The following is a 13,619-nucleotide window of genomic DNA, read 5'->3' on the forward strand; positions in this document are numbered from 1 at the left end:
CAAGGAAAGCGGGGACATGGGCGCCGTTGCGGCGCGGGGGAGGGGGGCTAGGGTGATCGTCCATAGGGTGCGCCCGCGGAGGGCGCGGCTGCGATGGTAGCAAACCCGGGCGGGGGCCGCGTCCACGCCGCCGCGACGCCGCCAGGGGCATGCCTGGCGGCCGCGACTACCCGCAGGTGTCAGCAAACAGTCATAATTCCGCCCCAGTGCCGTCCTTCCCGCGACGGCGGGAAGCGCGTTGCATGTTTTCGTTGCAGACCATCTTCGGTTCCGGCAAGCAGTTCTACACTCTGCTCGACGAGGCGGCGCAGGCCGCCTACGACAGCACCAAGGCCCTGCACGCGATGATGCGCGAGTCCGACCGGCAGCCGGCGCTGGACGGCTTCAAGCTGGCGCGCCTGCGCGAGCGCGCGGCCTCCGACAAGATCGGCCAGGCGCTGGTGGACAGCTTCATGACCCCGATCGAGCGCGAGGACATCGAGGCGCTGGGCTCGGCGCTGTACAAGATCCCCAAGCAGGTCGAAAAGTTCGCCGACCGCTACTCGCTGGCGATCCAGCACCTGGAGCACATCGACTTCGCCCCGCGCGCGGCGATGCTCGAGCAGGCCGCGGCGGTGGTGGTGGACATGGTCCACGACCTGCGCAACATGAACCTGGACCGGATGAGCGCGCTCAACGACAAGCTGCGCTCGCTGGAGAACGAGGCCGACCGGCTGATGCTGGAGTTGTACCGCGACATCTACTCCGGGCGCCTGGACAACCTGCAGATGTTCCTGCTCAAGGAGTTCTTCGAAATCCTGGAGAAGGCCATCGACCGCTGCCGCGAGGCCGGCGTGGTGGTCTACCAGATCGTGCTGAAGAACTCCTGATGGACGCGCTGCGGAGTTGCTGCCTGCGCGGCCGCGGCGCCCTGTGCGCGCCGGCCGCCGCTGGTCCGTGCGCGGAGGCGCGCCGATGCTGACCCTGGTCCTGATCGTGATCCTGGCGGCGCTGGTGTTCGAGTTCATCAACGGCTTCCACGACACCGCCAACTCGATCGCCACCGTGGTCGCCACCAAGGTGCTCAGCCCCGGCTGGGCGGTGATGCTGGCCGCGGCGATGAACCTGGTCGGCGCGCTGACCGGCACCGCCGTGGCGATGACCATCGCCTCGGGCCTGCTCAACACCGACGTGGTCGCGGTGACCCCGCAGGTGGTGCTGTGTGCGTTGCTCGGCGGCATCGTCTGGAACCTGATCACCTGGTGGAAGGGCCTGCCGTCCTCGTCCTCGCACGCGCTGATCGGCGGCCTGTGCGGCGCCGGCCTGGCCGCCGCGCACAACAACTGGGGCGCGCTGATCTGGTCGCAGAACGTCGGCGACTGGGCCAAGAACAAGGGCCTGCTGTGGAAGGTGTTCGTGCCGATGGTCACTTCGCCGATCGCCGGTTTCCTGCTCGGCATCGCGGTGATGCTGCTGCTGTGGGCGGCGATCGCCGGCCTGGCCAAGCTGGGCGGTCCGCTGGGGCGGCTGGCGCGGCCACGCTGGGTCAACGCCTTCTTCGGCAAGGCGCAGATCGCCTCGGCCGCGTACATGGGCTACGCGCACGGCCACAACGATGCGCAGAAGACCATGGGCATCATCGCCATGACCCTGATCGGCGCGCAGAGCACCGGCGCCCTGGACGACCTGCCGTCGTGGCTGGCGTTCCTGCACCCCGACGCCCATCAGGGGCAGGGCATCGCCACCTGGATCGTGCTGACCTGCGCGGTGGTGATGGCCGCCGGCACCGCCTCCGGCGGCTGGAAGATCATCAAGACCCTGGGCCACAAGATGGTCAAGCTGCATCCGATCCACGGCTTCGCCGCGGAGACCAGCTCGGCCACGATCCTGACCCTGGCCGCGCACTTCGGCATGCCGGTGTCCACCACCCACAGCATCTCCACCGCGATCATGGGCGTGGGCTTCGCCAAGAACCCGCGCTCGCTGCGCTTCGGCGTCATCGAACGCATCGTCTGGGCCTGGATCCTGACCATCCCCGCCGCCGCCGGCGTGGCGTATCTGATTTTTCGGGGATTCGCGCTGGCTGGGTGGGTGTGAGGGAGCCGGGAATCGGGAGTGGGGAAACGGGAATCGTAAAAGCATAGATTTCCCGCGAACGGTGACGATGTCGCCCTCCGAAAGGAATCTGGATACGTCTTACGTCCTCTTGTCGCAAGGAGTGTTGCCTGCGTGGCGACGTCGCAGTGACTCTATCGCGATAGCACTCCCGAACCACGCAGGTCGGGGTATTGTCTCGACGACTGGGGAATCGCTTTTGCGATTCCCCATTCCCAATTCCCCATTCCCATCAATTAGCCCGATACATCGCCAAAACGTCCTGGCGCAACGCGCGCTGGCTGTCGGCGCGGTTGTAGAACATGTGGCCGCCGGGGTAGTTCTTGACCTGCACGCGAGTCGGGTCGTTGCCCATCACCGGCATCTGGTCCACGGTCAGCACCGAGCCCATGAACGGGCACGACAGGTCGTTCCAGCCGTGCACGATCAGCACGCGCAGCTTCGGATCGATCGCCACCGACTGGCGCAGTTGCGTCACCGAGCCCTTGCGCAGCTCGTCGTCCCAGTCCCACAACCGGTTCACGTCGTAGTTCAGCGCCTCGTAGCGGGCGTCGATCTTCCAGCCGACCACGCGGGTCACGAAATCGACCATCGCGGTGGTGGTGGGGGCAATGATGCTGTCCAGCAGCGGATCGTTGGCGCGCTGCTCGGGGGCGTTGGGAAACGGGTCGAAGGCGGTGACGTTGGAGTCGTAGCGGCTGCCCAGTTCGCCCTTGTCGCGGAACACCTCGCGCAGATAGGCCTGGGTCTCCAGGCGACCGCCGGCGCGGCGCACGAAGGCCGGGTCCAGGCCAGTCATCGCCGTCACCTGCTGGATCATGCGGGTGGTGCCGGCCGGGTCGGAACGCCCGCGCAGTAGCGCGGTGACGTAATCGCCGCGGGTGTAGTCGATCACCTGGCGCATCGCTTCCGGGGTCAGCTTGCCCTCGCGCTCCAGGTGCGCGGCGGCGATCGACGGCAGGGTCAGCATCCACGGCAGCGGCGAGACGTCGCCGTTGTCGTCCAGCGTCGGGTTCAGATACGGCGAGACCAGGACCACGCCGTTCATCGCCACGCCGAGCTTGGTCTGCAGGTAGTGGGTGATGCGCGGGCCGCGGAAGCCGCCATAGCTTTCGCCGACCAGGTACTTGCGCGATTGCAGGCGCTGGTTCTTCAGCAGCCAGTCGTAGATGGTGCGCGAGAGGTACTCGACGTCGGCCTGCGGGTTGTAGAACTGCTTCTTGGCCTGCTCGTCGGGCACCCGCGAGCGGCTGAAGCCGGTCCCGACCGGGTCGATGAACACCAGGTCGGTGAAGTCCAGCCAGGTGCCGGGGTTGTCGCGCAGTTGCGCCGGTGCCGAGGCGCTGTCGCCCTCGCTGCCGAACGCCACCACCTTCGGCCCGATCGCGCCCAGGTTGAGATACACCGAGGCCGCGCCGGGGCCGCCGTTGAGCGCGAAGGTCACCGGGCGGTCCTTGCCGTCCATGGTGTAGGCGGTATAGACCACGTCGGCCACGACCTTGCCCTGCTTGTCCTTCACCGGCAGCGTGCCGACCTTGACCGTGTAGCGCAGGGTGCGGCCGTCGAGCTGGGTGGACTGGCTGGTCTGCGCGTCGGCCGGCAGCGGCGCCGGTTCGACGGCGGCCTTGTCGGGCTTGTCGGCATTCGCCGCATCGGCATCGGCGGCCAGCGCCGCGGTCATCGGCGTCGCGGCCAGCAGCGCGGCCAGCAGGACGGAGGGGAAGGTCGGCACGGGCAGTCGCTCGCAGGGAGGGAGCCGGCATGCTAGGCCGCGGCGTCGGCATGGCGGATGTGCACAAAGCCATGGTCGCTGGCGGCGCCACCGCGGCATGCCGGTTCATCGGCGCTGGCTACAATCGCCAGTTCGTCCCGCGTCCGGTCCGCTGCGCATGCCCGTCTTTCGTTTCCGCCTGCCGCTATGCCTGTTGCTGGCGACGCTGCTGGCCGGCTGCACCAGCCTGCCATCGCCGCAGTCCGTAACCGATTCGCCAGCGGCACACGATCCGCATGCCCACGATCGGCAGCGCCTGTGGCGGCTGCTGAGCACCCGCTGCCTGCCGCAGGCACGGGCCGGCGCCGATCCGGCGCCGTGCAGCGAAGTCCATGCCGAGCCCGGCCAGCGCTACGCGTTGATGAAGGACCTGCGCGGCGCCTACCAGTACCTGCTGATCCCGACCGTGCCGGTCAGCGGCATCGAGGATCCGCGCGCGCGTGCCGCCGGTGCGCCGAACTGGCTGGACCTGGCCTGGCAGGCGCGCAGCCGGGTCGCGACTGCACTGGGCAGGCCGCTGCCGCGCGACCTGGCCAGCCTGACGATCAACCCGCCCTCGGCGCGCTCGCAGGACCAGTTGCACATCCACATCGATTGCCTGGCGCCGCAGGTGCGCGATCAACTGCAGGCGATGCAGGCGTCGATCGGCCCGGCTTGGGCACCGTTGCCGCAACCGCTGCACGGCCATGTCTATCGGGCCATGCGCGTGGAGGGCGAGGCGCTTGATGCGAATCCGTTGACGTTGCTGGCGCGCGCGTTACCGCCGCAGCAGGGCATGGCGCAACAGACCCTGGCGGTGGTCGGCGCGACGTTCGATGGCCACCCTGGCTTCGTGCTGCTGGCCGCCACCGCGCTTCCTGGCGACGGGGTCGGCGCGGAAGAGTTGCAGGATCACGACTGCACCGGGGTGGTCCCGGCGGCGCCTGCGCACGGCTGATTGCGTGGATGGCAATCCATCGCCGGATAGCCGGCGTGACGAACGAGGAAGTCGGTGCGTAAGCCCGCCAATGCCGCCGTCTTCCATCGTAGGAGCGGCTTCAGCCGCGACCCGGCTTGTTCGGGAAAGCCCTGTCGCGGCTGAAGCCGCTCCTACGACGGCAGCAAGCAATCGAGCTGCGCCCGCCTCAGACCTCCAGCGAAGCCAGGTCGCCCTTGGTCTCCAGCCACTGCTTGCGGTCGCCTGCGCGCTTCTTGGCCAGCAACATGTCCATCAGCGAGCGGGTCTGGTCGCCGTCGTCCACGGTGAGTTGCACCAGGCGCCGGGTGTCCGGGTGGATGGTGGACTCGCGCAACTGCTGCGGATTCATCTCGCCCAGGCCCTTGAAGCGGGTGACGCTGACCTGGCCCTTGATCTTCTCGCGCTGGATCTTGTCCAGCAGCGAGCGCTTCTCTTCCTCGTCCAGCGCGTAGAACACCTGCTTGCCGACGTCCACGCGGAACAGCGGCGGCATCGCCACGAACACGTGGCCGGCGCGCACCAGGGCAGGGAAGTGGCGCAGGAACAGCGCGGTCAGCAGGGTGGCGATGTGCAGGCCGTCGGAGTCGGCGTCGGCCAGGATCACCACCTTGCCGTAGCGCAGGCCGTCGATCTCTTCCTTGCCTGGGTCGCAGCCGATCGCGATCGCCAGGTTGTGCACTTCCTCGGAGGCCAGCACGCTGCCGGAGGCCACTTCCCAGGTGTTGAGGATCTTGCCGCGCAGCGGCAGGATCGCCTGGAAATCCTTGTCGCGGGCCTGCTTGGCGCTGCCGCCGGCCGAGTCGCCCTCGACCAGGAACAGCTCGGTACGCGACAGGTCCTGGCTGATGCAGTCGGCCAGCTTGCCCGGCAGCGCCGGACCCTGGGTGACCTTCTTGCGCACGATCTGCTTCTCGGTCTTCAGTCGCGCGCTGGCGCGGTCGATGGCGATCTGCGCGATGCGCGTGCCGGTCTCCACGTTCTGGTTCAGCCACAGGCTGAAGGCATCGTGCGCGGCGCCCTCGATGAAGCCGGCGGCCTGGCGCGAGGACAGGCGTTCCTTGGTCTGGCCGCTGAACTGCGGGTCGGTCATCTTCAGCGACAGCACGAACGCGACGCGGTCCCACACGTCTTCCGGCGCCAGCTTGACGCCGCGCGGCAGCAGGTTGCGGAAATCGCAGAACTCGCGCAGCGCATCGGTGAGGCCGCTGCGCAGGCCGTTGACGTGGGTGCCGTGCTGCGCGGTCGGAATCAGGTTGACGTAGCTCTCCTGCACCAGCTCGCCTTCCACCACCCAGGCTACCGCCCAGTCGACGATCTCGCGGTCCTTCTTCAGGCTGCCGACGGACAGCTCGGCCGGCAGCAGCTCGCGCTCGGCCAGTTCGCCGCGCAGGTAGTCGCGCAGGCCGTCCTCGAAGTACCAGGTGTCCTGTTCGCCGGTGGCCTCGTCGTGCAGCTTGACGGTCAGGCCGGGGCACAGCACGGCCTTGGCGCGCAGCAGGTGGCGCAGCGCGCGCACCGCGAACTTCGGCGTGTCGAAATACTTCGGGTCCGGCCAGAAGCGCAGGCGCGTGCCGGTGTTCTTCTTGCCGACGCTGCCGACGATCTCCAGCTTGGAGGCGGCGTGGCCATCGGCGAAGGCCATGCGGTATTCGTTACCTTCGCGCTTGATGAACAGTTCCACGTGCTTGGACAGCGCGTTGACCACGCTGACGCCGACGCCGTGCAGGCCGCCGCTGAAGGTGTAGTTGCGGTCGCTGAACTTGCCGCCGGCGTGCAGCCGGGTCAGGATCAGTTCGACGCCGGAGATCTTCTCTTCCGGGTGGATGTCCACCGGCATGCCGCGGCCATCGTCGGACACCTCGCAACTGCCGTCCTTGTACAGCGTCACCTCGATGTGCCGGGCGTGGCCGGCCAGCGCCTCGTCCACGGCGTTGTCGATGACTTCCTGCGCCAGGTGGTTGGGGCGTGCGGTGTCGGTGTACATGCCCGGCCGGCGCTTGACCGGGTCCAGGCCAGAGAGAACTTCGATGTCGGCGGCGTTGTAGCGGGTATTCATGCGTCTCAGCAGGTGGCGCGAAGCAGATCCGGAAGTGTGCGGTCTGCGGCGGTTTTTTGCACGTCGCCGGTGTTCAGGGCGGGTGCGGGGGCGTCACGCTAGGCTGGCCCTGGAAAAACCGCGACGTCGCCCACATCTTCGTCGCACGTCCCAAAGGAGTCCGCCATGAACGTTCGCAAGCTGTTGACCCTGGCCGCCCTGGTCGCCGCCGCGGTGGCCGTGCCGGTCGCGATGGCCCAGGCGCGCAGCGCCGATCCGGCCGCCTCCGGTGCCGCCGCCTACGAGGCGCAGGTCGCCAAGGAAAAGGCCGAGGCCGACGCCAAGGCCAAGCGCCGCGCCGCTGCCGCCGCCGAGCACAAGGCCGGCAAGGATGCGGCGGCGCCCAAGAAGGAAGAGGAAGAGGAAGCGCGCAAGCCCTGAGTCTGCGCACGGTTTCCTGCACACGACGCCCCGGTCGCCCGGGGCGTCGCTTTTTTGTGGGGCGGCTGTTGCGCAAAAGCGCTTGGGCAAATCCGCTTCACCCGTTAAACTATGGCTTTCCGGGAGGCCTTTGAGCCATGACCCCCCTGATCTTCGTTACCGGCGGCGTAGTGTCCTCGCTTGGCAAGGGCATCGCGGCCGCTTCGCTTGCGTCCATTCTCGAAGCACGTGGCCTGTCGGTCACGATGATGAAGCTGGACCCCTACATCAACGTCGACCCGGGCACGATGAGCCCGTTCCAGCACGGCGAGGTGTACGTCACCGACGACGGCGCCGAGACCGACCTGGACCTGGGCCACTACGAGCGCTTTGTGCGCACGCGCCTGTCGCGCAAGAATTCGGTCACCACCGGTCGCATCTACGAGAACGTGATCCGCAAGGAGCGCCGCGGCGACTACCTCGGCGCCACCGTGCAGGTGATTCCGCACATCACCGACGAGATCCGCCGTTGCGTGGATGAGGCCACCGCCGGTTACGACGTGGCCCTGGTCGAGATTGGCGGCACCGTCGGCGACATCGAGTCGCTGCCGTTCCTGGAGGCCATCCGCCAGGTGCGCACCGAGCGCGGCGCCGAGAAGGCCATGTTCATGCACCTCACCCTGGTGCCGTACATCGCCGCGGCCGGCGAGCTGAAGACCAAGCCGACCCAGCATTCGGTCAAGGAACTGCGCTCGATCGGCATCCAGCCGGACGTGCTGCTGTGCCGCTCGGAGCAGGCGATCCCCGATTCGGAGCGGCGCAAGATCGCGCTGTTCACCAATGTCTCGGAGCGCGCGGTGATCAGCGCCGCCGACATCGACGTGCTCTACGGCATGCCGCTGGAACTGCACCGGCAGGGCCTGGACGAGATCGTCATCGAGCAGTTCAAGCTGCGCGACAAGGTCGGCGCGGCCAACCTGTCGGAATGGGAGGCGGTGGTCGACGCGATCAAGCATCCGCTCGACGAGGTCACCATCGCCGTGGTCGGCAAGTACGTCGACCACCAGGACGCGTACAAGTCGGTCGGCGAGGCGCTCAAGCACGGCGGCCTGCGCCAGCGCACCAAGGTCAACCTGAAGTGGCTGGAGGCGCAAGACCTGGAAGGCAGCGACATGGCGGCGCTGGCCGACGTGGACGGCATCCTGGTGCCCGGCGGCTTCGGCGACCGCGGCTTCGAAGGCAAGGTGCTGACCTCGCGTTATGCGCGCCAGCATGGCGTGCCGTATTTCGGCATCTGCTACGGCATGCAGGCCGCGGTGGTCGACTATGCGCGGCATGTCGCCGGCCTGGATGCGGCCAACAGCACCGAGAACGACCGGCAGTCGCCGTATCCGGTGATCGGCCTGATCACCGAGTGGCGCACCGCCAGCGGCGATGTCGAGAAGCGCGACGAGAAGTCCGACCTCGGCGGCACCATGCGCCTGGGCCTGCAGGAGCAGCGGCTCAAGCCGGGCACGCTGGCGCGCGAACTGTACGGCAAGGACGTGGTGGCCGAGCGCCACCGCCATCGCTACGAGTTCAACAACCGCTACCGCACCCAGTTGGAGGACGCCGGCCTGGTGATTGCCGCCAAGTCGATGGACGACACCCTGGTGGAGATGGTGGAACTGCCGCGCGAGACGCACCCGTGGTTCCTGGCCTGCCAGGCGCACCCGGAGTTCCTGTCCACGCCGCGCGACGGCCATCCGTTGTTCATCGGCTTCGTCCGCGCTGCGCGCGAGCGCAAGGCGGGTGGGAAGCTATTGAAGGAAGCGCGCGCGTAGTTCCTTCTCCCTGTGGGAGAAGGTGGCGCGAAGCGCCGGATGAGGGTACGGGGCGAAGCCTCGCGTCGTTTGAGTTCCCTAGGCTCCGCCCCGACCCTCACCCCAACCCCTCTCCCGGCGGGAGAGGGGCTAGATTGCATGAGGCTTCGCCCGGACTCTCACCCCAACCCCTCTCCCGGCGGGAGAGGGGCTTGATTGCACGAGGCTTCGCCCGGACCCTCGCCCCCGACCCCTCTCCCGGTGGGAGAGGGGAGTAACCTCGCCAAACATCTCGTGCCCGAACGGTACGGGGCTCAACCGATAGGTGATCCAATGAAACTGTGTGGCTTCGACGTCGGCCTGGACCAGCCGCTGTTCCTCATCGCCGGCCCGTGCGTGATCGAGTCGATGCAGCTGCAGCTCGACGTCGCCGGCCGGCTCAAGGAGATCACCGGCCGGCTGGGCATCAACTTCATCTTCAAGTCCAGCTTCGACAAGGCCAACCGCACTTCCGGCACCAGCTTCCGCGGCCCCGGCTTGGAAGAAGGCTTGAAGGTGCTGGAGGCGGTGAAGACGCAGATCGGCGTGCCGGTGCTGACCGACGTGCACGAATACACGCCGATGCACGAGGTGGCGGCGGTGGTCGACGTGCTGCAGACCCCGGCGTTCCTGGTGCGGCAGACCGACTTCATCAAGAACGTGTGCGCCGCCGGCAAGCCGGTCAACATCAAGAAGGGCCAGTTCCTGTCGCCGTGGGACATGAAGCCGGTGGTGGACAAGGCCAAGTCCACCGGCAACGAGCAGATCATGGTCTGTGAGCGCGGCGCCAGCTTCGGCTACAACAACCTGGTCAGCGACATGCGCTCGCTGAGCGTGATGCGCGAGACCGGCTGCCCGGTGGTGTTCGACGCCACCCATTCGGTGCAGCTGCCGGGCGGGCAGGGCGGCAGTTCCGGTGGCCAGCGCGAATTCGTGCCGGTCCTCGCGCGCGCGGCGGTCGCCGTGGGCGTGGCCGGCCTGTTCGCCGAGACCCACCCGGATCCGTCCAAGGCGCTGTCCGACGGCCCCAACGCGTGGCCGTTGGACCAGATGGAAGCGTTGCTGGAAACGCTGATGGAACTGGACGCGGTCACCAAGAAGCACGGGTTCTCGCGCTTCGCGTGAGGCCCTGGCTGCTGCCGCGGCATCCGTCCCACGCCTGGCGGGACGCGTCCTGCCGGGTCCCTGCCTGGGCCGTGGGACGCGGGCGATGAGCGCACGCACCCGGACCCGTTTCTCGTGGGGCCTGTGCGCGCTGCTGCTGTCGCTGCTGGCCTGGGCGGCGTTGGGCGTGGTGCTGTTCGCCTTTATCCGCGCGATCGGTCCGCCCGGCGACGGCGACCACGGCATCCTGGCCATGCAGCCCTGGATCGTCGGCGGCCTGCTGGTGCTGGCGGTCGCCGCGCTGGGCACGCTGATCGCCGCCGCGCTGGGCTGGGCCCTGCGGCGTGGCCGCGTCCTGGCCGGCATCGGCGCCGGCCTGTTGCTGGCGATGCTGGTCCTGATCCTGCTGTTCCTCGGCGGGATCCCGCTGGGCGCGGTGCGCCTTGGCTGAGGCGGCATTTGGCAAGGAACGGGCAGCCGGGGATAATCAGCCGGCATTCGTTTCCGCCCCCTCTTCCTACAGGTAACCGGCCCGCCCATGAGTACGATCCGCAGCATCCACGCCCGTGAAATCCTCGACAGCCGCGGCAATCCCACGCTGGAAGCCGATGTCATCCTGGAGGACGGTTCGTTCGGTCGTGCCGCGGTGCCCTCGGGCGCGTCCACCGGCACCAAGGAAGCGGTCGAGCTGCGCGACGGCGACAAGACCCGCTATCTCGGCAAGGGCGTGCGCAAGGCGGTGGAGAACGTCAACACCACCATCGCCAGCGCGCTGAAGGGCTTCGACGCCGCCGACCAGCAGGGCCTGGATCGGCGCCTGATCGACCTGGACGGCACCGAGAACAAGGGCCGCCTCGGCGCCAATGCGCTGCTCGGCGTCTCGCTGGCCAACGCGCATGCCATTGCCGCCTCGCGCAAGCAGCCGCTGTGGCAGTCGCTGGCCGGTGGCAACACCGCCAACCTGGCGCTGCCGGTGCCGATGATGAACATCATCAACGGCGGCGCGCATGCCGACAACAACGTCGATTTCCAGGAATTCATGGTGCTGCCGGTCGGCGCCGCCTCGTTCTCCGAGGCGCTGCGCGCCGGCACCGAGATCTTCCACGCGCTGAAGTCGGTACTGAAGGGCCACGGCCTGTCCACCGCGGTCGGCGACGAAGGCGGCTTCGCGCCGGATTTCCGCAGCAACGTGGAAGCGCTGGACACGATCCTGGAAGCGATCGGCAAGGCCGGCTACACCGCCGGCGAAGACGTGCTGCTGGGTCTGGACGTGGCCTCCAGCGAGTTCTACGACAACGGCAAGTACCACCTGGTGGGCGAGGGCAAGCGCCTGACCAGCGAGCAGTTCGTCGACTTCCTCGCCGACTGGGCCGCGCAGTACCCGATCGTCAGCATCGAGGACGGCCTGGCCGAGGACGACTGGGCCGGCTGGAAGCTGCTCACCGACCGCATCGGCAGCAAGGTGCAACTGGTCGGCGACGACCTGTTCGTGACCAACCCGAAGATCTTCAAGCAGGGCATCGAGTCCGGCACCGCCAACGCGATCCTGATCAAGGTCAACCAGATCGGCACCCTGACCGAGACCCTGGAAGCCATCGCCATGGCCGACAAGGCCGGCTATGCGGCCATCGTGTCGCACCGTTCCGGCGAGACCGAGGACACCACCATCGCCGACATCGCCGTGGCCACCACCGCCACCCAGATCAAGACCGGTTCGCTGTGCCGCAGCGATCGCGTGGCCAAGTACAACCAGCTGCTGCGCATCGAAGAAGCGCTGGGCAGCGCCGCGCGCTATGCCGGGCGCGGCGCGTTCGTCTCGCTCAAGCGATAAGCCGTGCGCAACTGGCGCTGGCTGCTGCTGGTGCTGGCGGGACTGCTGGCGTGGCTGCAGTACCGCTTCTGGCTCGGTCCGGGGAATTCCGGCGAGGTGCTGGTGCTCGAAAGCCAGGTCGAGCACCAGAAGCGCGACAACGAAGGACTGCAGCAACGCAACGCCGCGCTCGCCGCCGAGGTCAAGGATCTCAAGGACGGCGAGGCGGCGATCGAGGAGCGCGCGCGGAGCGAACTGGGCATGATCAAGCCGGGCGAAAAGTTCTACCGCGTGGTCGAGAATGCGCCGGTGTCGACCCCGGCCGGCACGGCCGCGGCTGCGCAGCCTGCGCCTGTCACGCCAGCGCCGGGCGAGCAACCCTGATGGCCACGGTCTGGGCCGTGGTCCCGGCGGCCGGCCGCGGCACCCGTTTCGGCGGCGCCACCCCCAAGCAGTATCTGCAGGCGGGCGGGCGCCCGTTGCTCGCGCATGCGCTGGAAGCGCTGCTGGCGCATCCGGCGGTGGCTGGGGCGATGGTCGCGCTGGGCGTGGACGATGCGCAGTGGCCGGGCTGGACCGAACTGGCCGGCAAGCCGGTGCTGACCTGCCTGGGCGCCGGCAGCCGCGCCGGCTCGGTGCTGGCCGCGCTGCACGCCTTGCCCGATTCGGTGAAGGCGGACGATTTCGTGCTGGTGCACGATGCGGCGCGGCCGAACCTGGCGCTGGCCGATCTGGACCGGCTGCTGGAAGCGGGGCGCGGCGATCCGGTCGGCGCGATCCTGGCCGCGCCGGTGCGCGACACGCTCAAGCGCGCCGGCGACGACGGCGGCATCGACGGCACCGAGCCGCGCGAGCGCCTGTGGCGCGCGCTGACCCCGCAGCTGTTCCGGCGCATGCAGCTCAGCCGCGCGCTGGAGCAGGCCGCCGCGGCCGGCGTGGAGGTCACCGACGACGCCATGGCGATGGAGTTGCTGGGGCTGCGGCCGCTGCTGGTGGAAGGCGCCGAAGACAATTTCAAGGTCACCACACCCGCGGACCTGGCGCGCTTCGAGTTCGAACTGTTCCAGCGGCAGGGCGGCTGATGCGGTTCGAAACGTCGGTGGCGCATGCCTGGCTGCGGCAGGCCGCGGACGCTGCGATCGTGGTCGATGGCGACGCCATCCAGCACGAGGCCCAGGCCAACCTGTGGGCGTTCTCGCCGCGCGAGGCGCAATCGGCGGGGATCGACGTCGCGAGCGTGGCGCGGTTCGTGGAGGCGGTCGCCGACGATCGGCAGGCCAGGCTGCGCGCCCAGGGGGCGCCTTCGATGATCTTCTATTGCTGGCACGACGGGCAGGCGCGGCAGTTGCGCTTCAGCCTGGTGTCGGCGGCGCACGGCCGCCTGCCGTTTGGCGTGCCGATCCAGCAGACGTCGTTGCCGGCGCTCGTCGCGCGCATCGTCCAGACCGACTGGCGCAACCCGCAGTGGGGGGCAGCGGACGTGGACGACGACGCGATGCCGGCGTCCGCGGCCCTGCCGGTCTACATGCGCACGTTGCACCCCGGCGTCTGACCGCCAGGCGTCGACGCTTCTCACGAACAGGACT

At 68.5% G+C, this 13,619-nt stretch carries 13 protein-coding genes; 11 read left to right on the top strand and 2 right to left on the bottom strand.

What is annotated here, in order from left to right:
* The first annotated feature begins 242 nt into the window (after positions 1 to 242).
* The gene (locus M3U25_RS04600; RefSeq protein ID WP_160964949.1) at positions 243 to 869 is read left to right on the top strand and encodes a DUF47 family protein; all 627 of its coding nucleotides are present in this window, start codon (positions 243 to 245) and stop codon (positions 867 to 869) included.
* Positions 870 to 954: 85 nt separating this feature from the next.
* Positions 955 to 2,076 (top strand): inorganic phosphate transporter, encoded by a 1,122-nt coding sequence (locus tag M3U25_RS04605; RefSeq protein WP_242159921.1) that lies wholly within the window; start codon positions 955 to 957, stop codon positions 2,074 to 2,076.
* A gap of 250 nt (positions 2,077 to 2,326) precedes the next feature.
* On the opposite strand, the gene M3U25_RS04610 is transcribed toward M3U25_RS04605, so the two are convergent.
* The gene (locus M3U25_RS04610; protein WP_355499661.1) at positions 2,327 to 3,826 is read right to left on the bottom strand and encodes a S10 family peptidase; all 1,500 of its coding nucleotides are present in this window, start codon (positions 3,824 to 3,826) and stop codon (positions 2,327 to 2,329) included.
* 157 nt (positions 3,827 to 3,983) lie between these two features.
* Between M3U25_RS04610 and M3U25_RS04615 the strand changes: the two genes are divergently transcribed.
* Entirely contained in the window at positions 3,984 to 4,802 is an 819-nt protein-coding gene (locus tag M3U25_RS04615; protein ID WP_355499659.1) for a CDP-diacylglycerol diphosphatase, read from the top strand.
* Between the two features lie 187 nt (positions 4,803 to 4,989).
* Here M3U25_RS04615 and parE read toward each other — a convergent pair whose 3' ends face one another.
* Positions 4,990 to 6,879 carry a DNA topoisomerase IV subunit B gene (gene parE, locus M3U25_RS04620; RefSeq protein ID WP_355499656.1) on the bottom strand — a complete coding sequence of 630 codons (1,890 nt, stop codon included), beginning with the start codon at positions 6,877 to 6,879 and terminating at the stop codon, positions 4,990 to 4,992.
* Between the two features lie 165 nt (positions 6,880 to 7,044).
* On the opposite strand from parE, the gene M3U25_RS04625 reads away from it, so the two are divergent.
* The 8 genes from M3U25_RS04625 to M3U25_RS04660 all read left to right on the top strand — a co-directional run bounded on the left by M3U25_RS04625 (position 7,045) and on the right by M3U25_RS04660 (position 13,585).
* Positions 7,045 to 7,299 carry a hypothetical protein gene (locus M3U25_RS04625; RefSeq protein ID WP_355499653.1) on the top strand — a complete coding sequence of 85 codons (255 nt, stop codon included), beginning with the start codon at positions 7,045 to 7,047 and terminating at the stop codon, positions 7,297 to 7,299.
* A gap of 137 nt (positions 7,300 to 7,436) precedes the next feature.
* Positions 7,437 to 9,101 (top strand): CTP synthase, encoded by a 1,665-nt coding sequence (locus tag M3U25_RS04630; protein WP_019799956.1) that lies wholly within the window; start codon positions 7,437 to 7,439, stop codon positions 9,099 to 9,101.
* Positions 9,102 to 9,413: 312 nt separating this feature from the next.
* Positions 9,414 to 10,244 (top strand): 3-deoxy-8-phosphooctulonate synthase, encoded by an 831-nt coding sequence (gene kdsA, locus M3U25_RS04635; RefSeq protein ID WP_184643229.1) that lies wholly within the window; start codon positions 9,414 to 9,416, stop codon positions 10,242 to 10,244.
* An 85-nt stretch (positions 10,245 to 10,329) separates the two neighbouring features.
* A complete protein-coding gene (locus tag M3U25_RS04640) occupies positions 10,330 to 10,674 on the top strand; it encodes a hypothetical protein (RefSeq protein WP_355499649.1) in 345 nt (114 codons plus the stop codon).
* Between the two features lie 87 nt (positions 10,675 to 10,761).
* Positions 10,762 to 12,054, top strand: coding sequence for a phosphopyruvate hydratase (gene eno / locus M3U25_RS04645; RefSeq protein ID WP_242159927.1), 1,293 nt, complete (start codon positions 10,762 to 10,764; stop codon positions 12,052 to 12,054).
* A gap of 3 nt (positions 12,055 to 12,057) precedes the next feature.
* A complete protein-coding gene (ftsB, locus tag M3U25_RS04650; protein WP_160946552.1) occupies positions 12,058 to 12,417 on the top strand; it encodes a cell division protein FtsB in 360 nt (119 codons plus the stop codon).
* Entirely contained in the window at positions 12,414 to 13,115 is a 702-nt protein-coding gene (gene ispD / locus M3U25_RS04655) for a 2-C-methyl-D-erythritol 4-phosphate cytidylyltransferase (protein ID WP_355499903.1), read from the top strand. The genes ftsB and ispD overlap by 4 nt, the downstream gene beginning before the upstream one ends.
* Complete coding sequence (locus tag M3U25_RS04660) at positions 13,115 to 13,585, top strand: hypothetical protein (protein WP_355499644.1); 471 nt, start codon at positions 13,115 to 13,117, stop codon at positions 13,583 to 13,585. Before ispD ends, M3U25_RS04660 begins: the two co-directional genes overlap by 1 nt.
* The last annotated feature ends 34 nt before the right edge of the window (positions 13,586 to 13,619 follow it).

Source organism: Xanthomonas sp. PPL134 (assembly GCF_040595915.1).
Taxonomy (GTDB): domain Bacteria; phylum Pseudomonadota; class Gammaproteobacteria; order Xanthomonadales; family Xanthomonadaceae; genus Xanthomonas_A; species Xanthomonas_A indica.